Source organism: Dactylosporangium sp. CS-033363 (assembly GCF_050942475.1).
Taxonomy (GTDB): domain Bacteria; phylum Actinomycetota; class Actinomycetes; order Mycobacteriales; family Micromonosporaceae; genus Dactylosporangium.
Genome location: NZ_CP192032.1, coordinates 5,746,953 through 5,757,204, shown reverse-complemented (window position 1 = coordinate 5,757,204; position 10,252 = coordinate 5,746,953). Strand labels below are relative to the sequence as shown.

The following is a 10,252-nucleotide window of genomic DNA, read 5'->3' as shown; positions in this document are numbered from 1 at the left end:
GGTTGTCACGCGGAGTGACCGCCGCCGAATTACCGCGATTACGATTATTGGTAATCCAGTAATTCGACAATCCCGCCACCCGGGGCCGCGCTGTGGGTGGTCAGGCGGCGCCGCCGTTGACGCGGAGGGTCTGGCCGCTGATCCAGGCGGCGTCCGGGCTCAGCAGCAGGGCGACGGCGGCGGCGATGTCGTCCGGGGTGCCGAGCCGGCCGGCCGGATGGTTGCGGGCCGCCTGTTCGATCTGCTCCGGCGTCTTGCCTTCGAAGAACATCGGCGACGCGATGGCGCCCGGTGCGACGGCGTTGACGGTAATGCCCCCGGGCGCCAGTTCCTTCGCGGCCGCGCGGGTCATCGTCTCGACCGCCGACTTCGCCGCCAGGTAGACGGCGTCGATGCGGTGGCACAAGAGCCGGCTGTCGCATCAGCTGACCCGGATGGCCGAGCGGGGGCTGCTCACCCGGGCCGCGCAGGGGCCGTCCAACGCGTCGGTCACCATCGCCGCCGCCGGCTCGAGGCCATCGCGGCCGCTCGGCCCGCCCACGCCGCGGCCGTCCGGGAGCACCTGGCGGCGGCGCGCGCATTCGTGGGTGTTTACAAGTCGAGGTGAAGCCAGGCGGCGAGGGCGGTGAGCTCACGCCGTACCGCTGCGGCCTGGGCTTTGGAAAAGGGCGCGTCCTCGTGGACCGCAGCGACCCGCAACACCCCGGCGCGGTGGTCGGCGGCCGCGTCCAGCTTGCCGATGAGGCGGTCCCCGTGCAGGATCGGCAGCGCCCAGTAGCCCCAGCGGCGCTTGGCGGCCGGCTTGTACATCTCCAGCTGGTACTCGTACTCGAACAGTTCGGTCATGCGTCTGCGGTCGTAGACGAGGCGGTCCAGCGGGGAAACCAACGCCGTGCGGCCCCGGAACGCGGTATCCAACAGCTCGGGGATTACCCGCCACTCGCCGCGCACGCCCTCGACCACGGCCGGCTCGCCCGCCGTCCCGCCGCGCGCGATGCCCAGGGACCGCAGGCGGCGCTCGTCGCGAATGCGCAGGGCCTCATCCAGCGGCACGATCTCGTCGGGATAGATGCGGTCGGCCAGGTCCCAGAGGCGCTCCTGGCCCCGGCGGCCGGCCGCGGCCACCTCGCCGCGCTGGACCAGGGCGTCGAGCATCCGGCCCACGTTGCGGTTGTTGCTCCAGCCGGAGGAGCGCCACGGTACGTCGCAGGTGTCCGGCAGGTCGCGCACGGGCAGCGGCCCGTCGGCGCGCAGCCGCGCCAGGATGTCGAGGCGGCACCCGGTGTTGGCCTCGACCCAGACGCTCAGGCCCTCCTGCCAGTCCTGCGTCGGCCAGGCCGCCATCTCGGCGCGGTACAGCGCCAGGTCCTCCGGCACCATGATCATGCCCTGCAGCTCCAGCAGCGCCTGCTCGTCGAGGGCGTCGCGCAGGCCGGAAGGCTCGTAGGACGGGCCGAGGCGGGTCCACAGGACGAGGTCGGCGTTGCGGGCGACGTACGCCGTCGGGTCGTTCTGCAGTTCCGCGAGGTGTTGGATTGTCGCGAACAGGCCGGTCGGGCGCGGGGACGCGAGCAGCTGGGCGCGCACGGCCAGGCGGCGGGCGTCGGTGCGGGACAGGGTCAGCATCAGCGGCCGGCCCGGGCGTCGCGCTTCGACTTGATCAGCGAGGCGACCGTGGTCACGGCCAGGGTGGCGATGATGACCCCGAGGGAGAGCGGGATGCCGATGTGCGGGGCCCAGTGCACCGGGTCGCCGCCGTTGACGAACGGCAGGGAGTTGTCGGCGAGGGCCTCCAGGAAGAGCTTCACGCCGATGAAGCCCAGCACCACCGCCAGCCCCAGCGACAGGTACACGAGCCGGTCCAGCAGCCCGCCGATGAGGAAGTACAGCTGCCGCAACCCCATCAGCGCGAACACGTTGGCGGTGAGGACCAGGTACGGCTCGGACGTCAGCCCGAACACCGCCGGGATGGAATCCAGCGCGAAGATGAGGTCCGTCGTGCCGATCGCCACCAGCACCACCACGGTCGGCGACAGCACCCGCCGCGACCAGCGCACGAGCGGGTTCTCCTTGAATCCCTCGCCGTCCGGCTCGCCGTCGGTGACCATGCGCACCGCCGTGTACACGAGGAACAGGCTGAAGATGTAGAACACCCACGAGAACCGGCTGATGGCGGCGGCCCCGGCCGCGATGAACACGCCGCGCAGGACCAGGGCCAGCACGATGCCGACCATGAGCACCCGCTGCTGCTGCTCGCGCGGGACCCGGAAGCGGCCCATGATGATGACGAAGACGATGAGGTTGTCGGCGGACAGGCTGTACTCCGTGAGCCAGCCGCCGTAGAACGCGCCGGCCGGGTCCTGACCCCACTTGAGCAGCACGAACAGGCCGAAGAGCAGCGCGAGCGCGATGTACACGCTGACCCAGATCGACGACTCCCGGATCGAGGGCTCATGCGGCCGGCGGGCGACGATGGCCAGGTCGACCAGGAGCATGACGCCCACGCCGGCCAGCGTCGCGGCCCAGACCCAGGCGGAGACGGTCACGACGCACCACCTTAACAGCGTGGGACCTATTGCTCAGGTACCCGAACAGCGCGCCGATCAGACCTCGTGCGCGCGTGGCGACCGCATCTGCTGCTGGGGCTGCTGTACGCGGTCGTGGTCCTGGTGCTCGCCGGCGGCCTGCTGCCGGCCGGGTCGCGCGCGTACCAGGGCGCCGCCGAACTGTCGCGCATCACGTTCGGCGTCATCGGGCTCGTGGCCGCCGTGCGCGCCGGGCGCCGCGCGGGACCGGCGTGGCGGGCGGTGGCGGTGAGCTTCGCGATCCTCGTCGCCTCGCCGCCGCTGCTGGTGCTCACCGGCGCCGATGGCCTCACATTCGCGGCGGACGTCACGCACATCGCGTTCGTGGTCGCGCTGCTCGTCGCCGTCCAGCTGTTCCCGCTCGCCCCGACGAACCGCCGCGGGCGCTGGAAGACCGCCATCGACGCGCTCACCGTGCTGGTCGGCGGCTCGATGCTGCTCTGGTTCACCGCGTTCGGCCCCTACGTCAGCCGCCACGGCCTGTCCGCGCCCGCACTGGTGAGCATTGTGGTGTACCCGGTGGCGGATCTTGCTCTGCTCTTCAGCGTGGCCCGGGTGCTGCTGCGCGGCCCGGACGGCGCCGGCAACCAGCCCCTGCGCACGCTCGCCGCCGGCGCGATGGTCCTCTTCGCCGGTGACGCCGTCCACGGGTACCTCAACGGCCGCGGCCAGGCCGGCCTGCACTCGCCGTGGCAGTTCGTCTGCTGGGTCGCCGCGGACGCCCTGCTCGCCGCCGCCTCGGTCGAGCAGTGCCGGACGGATGGCCGCACCGCCCGTACCCGCCGAAGAGGGCTGTTCCCGGCGCGCTGTCTGCCCTTCGTCGCGGTCGGCGGCGTCCACGCGCTCATGCTCTCGGCGGCCGCCACCGAGGGCGCGTTCTACCCGTGGGGCGGCCTGGCCCTCGGCGGCGCCACGCTCAGCGCGCTCGTGCTCGCCCGGCTCACGCTGGTGCAGCGGGAGAGCGACGAGCAGGCGGTCACCGACACCCTGACCGGCCTGGCCAACCGCACCCGCTTCCGGGCCACGTCGAACCGCGCGCTGGAGCGGGGCGCGCGCACCGGGCGGTACGCCGGCGTGCTCGTGCTCGACATGAACGGCTTCAAGCAGATCAACGACACCCTCGGCCACGCGTCGGGTGACACGGCCCTGCTGCGCTTCGCCGAACTGCTGCGCCGGTGCGTGCCCCGCAACGGCCTGCCGGCGCGCCTCGGCGGGGACGAGTTCGCGGTGGTGCTGCCGGGCCTGCTCAGCCCGGCCGAGGCGTACCGCGTGGCCGGCCGGATCGCCGCCTCCACCCACCCGGTGATCATCGACGGCAAGGCGATCACCCTGGCCGCGAGCATCGGGGTGGCGGTGTCGGCGCCGGGGGAGCTGACCCACGACGAGCTCGTGCACCGCGCGGACACCGCGATGTACCAGGCGAAACGCCTCCGCCCGCAGAGCCGCTGGGTGGCGTGGCGGGCGGACCTGGAGCCGCTACCGCCGGGCGTACGCCCGCAGGAACACCTGCACCCCGGCGGTGGCGAGACGGTCGATCTCGGCGTCGTCGAGGGGGACGGCGCCGTACCAGGAACGGGCGTGCACCCGCCCCGTGACCAGCAGCCCCAGGACCTCCGCGGCCTCCATCGGGTCGGCGATGTCCAGCAGCCCGCGGGCGGCCAGCCCGGCGAGCCGGTCGGCGAGGGCGCGCTGCACCGCCCCGGCGGCCCCGGCCCGGTCGAGCAGTTGGGGGAAGTGCGGCGCCTCGGCGATCATCAGGCGCAGGAGGGCGGCGCGCTGCGGTGAGCGCGCGACCTCGCGGGCGAACGCGCGGCCGAACGCGGTGAGCGCGCCGGCGAGGTCGGCGTCCGATTCGACGGTACCGGCGAGCAGCGCTTCGAACGCCGCCGTGTGCGCCTCCTGCGTCGCCTCCAGCGTCTCGAGGAACAGCCGCTCCTTGCCGCCGTAGTAGTCGTAGATCGTGCGCTTGGAGACCCCGGCCGCTTCGGCGATGGCGTCCATGCCGGCCCGCGCATACCCCTCGCGCACGAACACGTCCAGCGCGGCGCGCACGATCGCCGCCCGCTTGGCGGCCGACCCCTCACGAATCATGTACTACACCGTACAGTGTAGCCATGGCCCTCTGGAAACTCGGCGCCGTCGTGGTGGCCGGAACCTTCACCGCGATGCTCGACATGACGATGGTGTCCATCGCCCTGGCCGACCTGGGCCGCGAGTTCGCGGTCGTGCAGTGGGTCAACACGGTGTACCTGCTCACGATCGCGATGGTCGTCCCGCTCACCGGCAGCCTGGCCACCCGCTTCGGCACCCGCGCGGTGTGGCTGTCCGCGCTGGCCGTCTTCGTCGCGGGCTCGCTGCTGTGCGGCCTCGCCTGGAACGCCGCGTCCCTGATCGCCTTCCGCGCCCTGCAGGGCCTCGGCGGCGGCATGATCATTCCGCTCGGCCTGATGATCCTGGCCACCGCGGCGGGCGAGTCGCGGCGCGGCCGCGTGATGGCCCTGGCCGCCGTCCCCGCCCAGCTCGCCCCGATCGCCGGCCCGCTGCTCGGCGGCGCGATCGTCGACGGCCTCGGCTGGCGCTGGATCTTCTTCGTCAACGTCCCGATCGGCCTGTTCTCCGTCCTCCTCTCGTACCGCACGATCACCGCCGGCCCGCGCCGCCCCGCCGCCCTCGACCTGCTCGGCGTGGCGCTGCTGTCGCCCGCGCTGGCGATCCTCGTGTACGCCCTGTCCCGCCCGCTGTGGTGGCTGCTCCCGATCGGCACGGCGCTGCTGGCCGCGTTCGCGGTGCACGCCCTGCGCACGCCCGACCCGCTCATCGACGTGCGCCTGTTCTCCCACCGCGCCCTGAGCGCGGCGTCGGCGCTCAACTTCCTGTCCCGGCTGTCCATCTTCGGCGCCCTGATGCTGATTCCCTTGTACTTCCAGCAGTCCGCCGGCCGCACCGCGCTCTCGGCCGGCCTGTTCCTGGCGCCGCAGGCCCTGGGCACGATGCTCGCCCTGCCGTACGTGGGCCGCCTGACCGATCGCGTGGGCGCCCGGCCGGTCGTGCTGGCCGGCATCGCCATCTCCACGGCGGCCGCGGTGGCCTACACCCAGGTCGACCGCCACCCGCCGGCCCTGCTCCTCGCGGCGGCCCTGCTGGTGTGGGGCATCGGCATCGCGGCGGTGGCGGTCCCGGTCTCGGCAGCGGCGTACCAGGGCCTGGACCCGTCGTCCATCCCGGCGGCGACGAGCGCCCTGACGATGATCCAGACGGTGGGCGCCTCGGTGGGGGCGGCGGTGCTGGCCGCGATCCTGCAGCGCAGCGCCCCTGGTGCGGAGGCCTTCGCGCGGACATTCTGGTGGGTTCTGGCCTTCACCGCCCTGACGCTGATCCCGGCCCTGCTGCTGCCCATGCGCCGAACACCGGCTGCGGTCGCGGCTGCGGTCAGTTCCTCAGCCAGCTCCTAGTTTCCTAGGACGCGGGACGCGACGTGGTCGCACCCATGGAGTTCGGTCGTGACCATGTGGTGCAACAGTCGTTGCATCGACGTGTTACGTTCGTTGCGTGGTTGACGCCGAGCCGTTCCTGCTGATCTCGGTCTCGACCGCCGGCGGCACCTCCGGCCTGCGGGTGACGGTGTGGCGCAACCTGCGCGCGCTCGGCGCCCTGTACCTGCAGCAGTCGGTGTGCCTGCTGCCGGCCCGCGAGGAGATCGCGCGCCAGGTGCGGCGGCTCATCGGGCAGGTGCTGGCCAAAGGGGGCACCGGGCAGGTGCTCACCGTCACGCTCGACGACCCGCGGGAGCTGGCCAGCGTCGTGGACCAGTTCAATGTGGCCCGCGACGCCGAGTACGGGGAGATCCTGGAGCGGACGCCCCCGCTGCTGGCCGAGCTCGCCGCCGGGGCCGCCCGCGGCCGGGTGACGTACGCGGAGGTGGAGGAGTCCGAGGCCGAGCTGGAGCGGTTCCGCACCTGGATCGCGAAGATCGCCGCCCGCGACTATTTCGGCGCCACCGGTCGTGCGGAGGCCGAGGCGGCGGTCGTGCAGTTCGCCGAGGCCGTGGCCAAGTTCGAGGCCGCTGCCGTGCCCGCCGACGCGTCCTGAGCCCGCCTGCGGGAACGGCGTGAACCGGGCGGGTGTCGTCCGGATCGTGGAAGTCGTCCGGGATCGCCCTGGTCGTGTGCTGTCCGGCGAGGATTGCCGCCGGGCCTCCGTCGAAGGTGGGCCGGTCGAGGGAGTTCCTGGCAGTACGGTCACCGGATGAGCGGCGGCGACCGGCGGGTGGCGATGGATCTGGCCGGCTACGAGCGGCGGGTGCGGACGGGGCGCTGCTTCATCTGCGCGTTCGTGGCCGGTGAGCCGGGATACGAGCACGTCCTCGTGTACGACGACGGCGTCCACGTGGCCTGGCTCAACCGGTACCCGACGCTGCGCGGGTACACGCTCGTCGCCCCGCGCCGGCACGTCGAGGACGTGGTCGGCGGGCTGGGTCCGGAGGAGTACCTCGCGATGCAGGGCGTGGTGCACCTGGTCGCTCGCGCGGTCGCGGAGGTGGTGCGGCCCGAGCGGACCTATCTGCTGTCGCTCGGCAGCATGCAGGGCAACGCCCACGTGCACTGGCACGTGGCGCCGTTGCCGCCCGGCGTGCCGTACGGGGAGCAGCAGTACCGGGCGCTGATGGCCGAGCGCGGGATCCTGGACCTCGCGCCGGGGGAGTTCGAGGCGCTCGGTGCCGACATCCGGGCCGCTCTGGAGCGGCCTTAGCCCGTCGATGGACCGGGTCGCTCGTCGGCCGGCCGTTCACCGTGGCTCGGGGCGGGCGTCGGGTGGGTCGCGGACGATCGGGGTGCGCGCCGCGCCGGAGTGGGGCGCGGGTGGGGGAGCGTCAGGTGGCGAGGTGCCGTTCGATCGCGGCGGCCACGCCGGTGACGCCGGCGCGGACGGTCTGGTCGTAGCCGATGAACAGTTTGTTGGCCAGCGGGACGGCCCAGGCGCTGCCGCGCTTGGCGATGTTGTAGACGCGGTAGGTCAGGTCGGTGCCGGTCGGGGTGGCGGTGGCCTCGAGCTCGCCGCGGTACCACCAGTGGCCCTGGAAGCCGAGCACGCCCGGGCGGTGGTCGACGTCGACGTGGGCGCGCGCGGCCGGGGGCACCATGACGTCGAGGGCGAAGTCGCCGTCGATCAGGGGCAGGACGTCGGCGAGCGGGGCGTTGATCGGGGCGGTCGCGGAGTACAGCAGCTTCATCCGTCCTCCCGCAGGAGCTCGTCGATGTCGGCCAGGTCGTCGGGGTTGGTGGACCAGGTGAGGCGGCCCGTTTTGATGTCGGCGAGCAGCCCGTCGACGAAGGCCCGCTCGGCCTCCAGGCGCGCGGCCTCGTACTCCACCTCGACCATGAGGATTCTGGGCACCGTGTCGCGGGTCGCCTCCAGGACGCGGCGGGTTTCGGCGGCCCGGCGGTCGAGTTCGGTGCGTCGGTAGCGCAGCGCCTCGGTGACCTCCATCGGGGGCAGGCAGCCGCAGTAGGTGAGGGCGGGGCCGAACAGCGACGAGTCGGTGTCGGGCTCGCTGAGGATCAGGTGGACCCATTCGACGAGGCGCAGCCGGCCGTCGTCGGTGAGCTCGTAGACGGTGCGTTCGGGGCGGGCGCCGTCGCGGGTGGTGTCGGCGACCTGGATGTGGCCGGCGGCGAGGAGCTTGTCGACGGCGTGGTAGAGGCTGCGGGGCAGGCCCGTCACGAACGTCTTGTGGGTCCGCTCGATCAGCAGGGCCATCTCGTAGGTGTGCCGCGGGCCGGTGAGCAGGAGGGCGAGGACGGTCAGCGAGGCCATGTCCCGGTCCGGCTTCCGCATCTCCCACCTCCTATGGCATCTCGCACTATTGCAGTTTGCCATAGTCGGTCGCGCGGTGCAATGATGGTCAGGCGGCGATGCGGAACTCCGAGGACGAGGCAACCGAGCGAAGACCGTCGTCCGGCAGCAGGCGCGCGACATAGCGGCCGGGCGGCAGCGGCCACGACTCGTAACCGGCAGTCGAGCCGGGGCCGATCGACACAGCGCCCTCGATCGCGGAGCCCGTGTAGGCGTAGACCAGGTACTCGTCGTTCCCGGCGCAGCCATCGGAGGTGCAGCGGAAGATCGAAACCCAGTCGAGCCCCATCCCCGGGGCACCGGTGAAGTGCAGCCCGATCGGCTGCCCGGCCTTGAACACGGGCCGATCCACGGTCAACGACGTGCCTTCTTCAGGGGCATAGAACCACGCGTCGGTACCCGACAGCTGCCGCCCTCCCGCCGCCAGCAGCACGAGGCGGTAGTGGCCCCGCGCCAGGCCCTTGGTGCGGAAGGTGACGGTCCCGTCGGTGCGGCCCGTCGGCTGGGCGGCGACCGTCCGGCCGCGGTCGTCGACCAGGGCGACCGCGCCGCCGCGGGACGCCGGCTGGTGGAACGCGACCGCCAGCGGCTGCCCGACCGTCACGCGCCGCGTGGCCGGGGCGACCAGCGCGGGCGGCACCGCGGCCTGCACGTCCACAGTGGACACGACGCCGCGGTGGTCGGTCGGGTACGGCGCGCGCCCGGCATCTGCCGTCGCGGCGCCGGTCGCGGCGGCCGTGCTGCCGGCCGCGTGCGGTGCACGACCCGCGGTCGTGGCGCTGCGATCTGTGGCCGAGGACGACGGGCCGGCAACCGACGTGCCACTGAGGTGGTCGGCGGCGGGCGAGGAGGTGGTGGTCGCGAGCGTGGCGTCGGTGGTGGCGGACGGGTGCGGCGCGCGGGACCAGGGCACGACCTCGCTGGCGATGGTGCGGGTGGGGCCGGCGCGCAGGACCCAGTCGATGCGGTCGTACACCTCGTGGGGGTCGGTCTCGGGGCCGCCCGGGGTCCAGGTGAAGCCAGGCGTGCGGACCGGGTCGGGGTGGGCCTCGCGGAAGGTGTCGACGAGGCCGGCGTCGGCCAGGGCGGCGCTCGCGGGCCAGCGGACCGGGTAGCGGACCTCCGGGCGTACCGCGGCGACCGGCGGCGTCCAGTCCAGGTGGGACGGGCTGTTGAAGTCGCCGGTGAGCAGGACCGGGATGCCCTGGCGGGCCAGGGTCGGCAGGACGCGCACCAGCGGCTGGACGGCCGGCAGGCGGACGCTGCGCTCCAGGGCCAGGACCTCGTCGCGGGTGCCGCCGTCGCGGACCAGGTACGGGCCGTACGGGTCCGAGGGGAGGTGGGTGTTCGCGACCGCGATCACGCGGCCCGGGGCGACCTGGACGAAGACGTACAGGCCGCCGCTGCCGGGCGGGTCGATCAGCGGGTAGCGGGAGATGACGTGGGCGCGGTTGCTGCCGTACCAGCCGAGGTCGGCGGCGATCCGCTCGGCGTTGCGCTCCGGCTCCTGCACGCCGACCACGTCTGCCCGGGCGTCGCGGATGAGGCGTTCCAGCTCGCGGAGGGTCTGCGGGCAGCCGTCCGGTTCGGCGCAGAAGTCGCCGGTGGACAGGTCGTAGTCGTCGCCGCCGTAGAGGATGTTGAGGGTCATCACCCGCAAGCGGATGCCGCCGGGACCGCCGACCGGATCAGCCGCCGCGGCCGCCGGTGCGGTGCTGAGGGAACATGCCATGACGAGGGACGCGAGCACGCCCGCCACCGGTCGACGCATGCGGCGAAGGTAGGGGCACAGGCTGTACACACGAAGGCGGTTG

Annotated in this window: 10 protein-coding genes and 1 pseudogene; 4 read left to right on the top strand and 7 right to left on the bottom strand. The window is 73.1% G+C overall.

The window, feature by feature from the left end; all coding sequences use genetic code 11:
* Positions 1-100: 100 nt before the first annotated feature.
* The 3 genes from ACQPZ4_RS26630 to ACQPZ4_RS26620 all read right to left on the bottom strand — a co-directional run bounded on the left by ACQPZ4_RS26630 (position 101) and on the right by ACQPZ4_RS26620 (position 2,546).
* On the bottom strand, positions 101-406 hold the full coding sequence (locus tag ACQPZ4_RS26630; protein ID WP_433040657.1) for an SDR family oxidoreductase: 306 nt from the start codon (positions 404-406) through the stop codon (positions 101-103).
* Between the two features lie 185 nt (positions 407-591).
* Positions 592-1,626: a DNA glycosylase AlkZ-like family protein gene (locus tag ACQPZ4_RS26625; RefSeq protein ID WP_433040654.1), complete on the bottom strand. Its 1,035-nt coding sequence runs from the start codon at positions 1,624-1,626 to the stop codon at positions 592-594.
* Complete coding sequence (locus tag ACQPZ4_RS26620; RefSeq protein ID WP_433040651.1) at positions 1,626-2,546, bottom strand: TerC family protein; 921 nt, start codon at positions 2,544-2,546, stop codon at positions 1,626-1,628. The genes ACQPZ4_RS26625 and ACQPZ4_RS26620 overlap by 1 nt, the downstream gene beginning before the upstream one ends.
* Positions 2,547-3,017: 471 nt before the next feature.
* Here ACQPZ4_RS26620 and ACQPZ4_RS26615 point away from each other — a divergent pair.
* Positions 3,018-3,953, top strand: a pseudogene (locus tag ACQPZ4_RS26615) (diguanylate cyclase domain-containing protein); the annotation flags it as partial.
* 108 nt (positions 3,954-4,061) lie between these two features.
* Here ACQPZ4_RS26615 and ACQPZ4_RS26610 read toward each other — a convergent pair.
* Entirely contained in the window at positions 4,062-4,676 is a 615-nt protein-coding gene (locus tag ACQPZ4_RS26610) for a TetR/AcrR family transcriptional regulator (protein WP_433040648.1), read from the bottom strand.
* 23 nt (positions 4,677-4,699) lie between these two features.
* Here ACQPZ4_RS26610 and ACQPZ4_RS26605 point away from each other — a divergent pair, with 23 nt between their 5' ends.
* The 3 genes from ACQPZ4_RS26605 to ACQPZ4_RS26595 all read left to right on the top strand — a co-directional run bounded on the left by ACQPZ4_RS26605 (position 4,700) and on the right by ACQPZ4_RS26595 (position 7,334).
* Complete coding sequence (locus ACQPZ4_RS26605; RefSeq protein WP_433040645.1) at positions 4,700-6,037, top strand: DHA2 family efflux MFS transporter permease subunit; 1,338 nt, start codon at positions 4,700-4,702, stop codon at positions 6,035-6,037.
* Positions 6,038-6,134: 97 nt separating this feature from the next.
* A complete protein-coding gene (locus ACQPZ4_RS26600; RefSeq protein WP_433040642.1) occupies positions 6,135-6,674 on the top strand; it encodes a Chromate resistance protein ChrB in 540 nt (179 codons plus the stop codon).
* 156 nt (positions 6,675-6,830) lie between these two features.
* The gene (locus ACQPZ4_RS26595) at positions 6,831-7,334 is read left to right on the top strand and encodes an HIT family protein (RefSeq protein WP_433040639.1); all 504 of its coding nucleotides are present in this window, start codon (positions 6,831-6,833) and stop codon (positions 7,332-7,334) included.
* A gap of 121 nt (positions 7,335-7,455) precedes the next feature.
* Here ACQPZ4_RS26595 and ACQPZ4_RS26590 read toward each other — a convergent pair whose 3' ends face one another.
* The 3 genes from ACQPZ4_RS26590 to ACQPZ4_RS26580 form a co-directional block, all read right to left on the bottom strand.
* Positions 7,456-7,815 carry a hypothetical protein gene (locus ACQPZ4_RS26590; RefSeq protein WP_433040636.1) on the bottom strand — a complete coding sequence of 120 codons (360 nt, stop codon included), beginning with the start codon at positions 7,813-7,815 and terminating at the stop codon, positions 7,456-7,458.
* Positions 7,812-8,420 (bottom strand): PadR family transcriptional regulator, encoded by a 609-nt coding sequence (locus ACQPZ4_RS26585; protein WP_433040633.1) that lies wholly within the window; start codon positions 8,418-8,420, stop codon positions 7,812-7,814. Before ACQPZ4_RS26585 ends, ACQPZ4_RS26590 begins: the two co-directional genes overlap by 4 nt.
* A gap of 67 nt (positions 8,421-8,487) precedes the next feature.
* Positions 8,488-10,089 carry an endonuclease/exonuclease/phosphatase family protein gene (locus ACQPZ4_RS26580; RefSeq protein ID WP_433040630.1) on the bottom strand — a complete coding sequence of 534 codons (1,602 nt, stop codon included), beginning with the start codon at positions 10,087-10,089 and terminating at the stop codon, positions 8,488-8,490.
* Positions 10,090-10,252: the final 163 nt, after the last annotated feature.

Excerpts from the sequence above, each read along its gene's own strand:
- ACQPZ4_RS26625 (WP_433040654.1), bottom strand. The coding sequence starts at position 1,626 with ATGCTGACCCTGTCCCGCACCGACGCCCGCCGCCTGGCCGTGCGCGCC.
- ACQPZ4_RS26610 (WP_433040648.1), bottom strand. The coding sequence starts at position 4,676 with ATGATTCGTGAGGGGTCGGCCGCCAAGCGGGCGGCGATCGTGCGCGCC.
- ACQPZ4_RS26605 (WP_433040645.1), top strand. The coding sequence starts at position 4,700 with ATGGCCCTCTGGAAACTCGGCGCCGTCGTGGTGGCCGGAACCTTCACC.
- ACQPZ4_RS26595 (WP_433040639.1), top strand. The coding sequence starts at position 6,831 with ATGAGCGGCGGCGACCGGCGGGTGGCGATGGATCTGGCCGGCTACGAG.
- ACQPZ4_RS26590 (WP_433040636.1), bottom strand. The coding sequence starts at position 7,815 with ATGAAGCTGCTGTACTCCGCGACCGCCCCGATCAACGCCCCGCTCGCC.
- ACQPZ4_RS26585 (WP_433040633.1), bottom strand. The coding sequence starts at position 8,420 with ATGCGGAAGCCGGACCGGGACATGGCCTCGCTGACCGTCCTCGCCCTC.
- ACQPZ4_RS26580 (WP_433040630.1), bottom strand. The coding sequence starts at position 10,089 with ATGACCCTCAACATCCTCTACGGCGGCGACGACTACGACCTGTCCACC.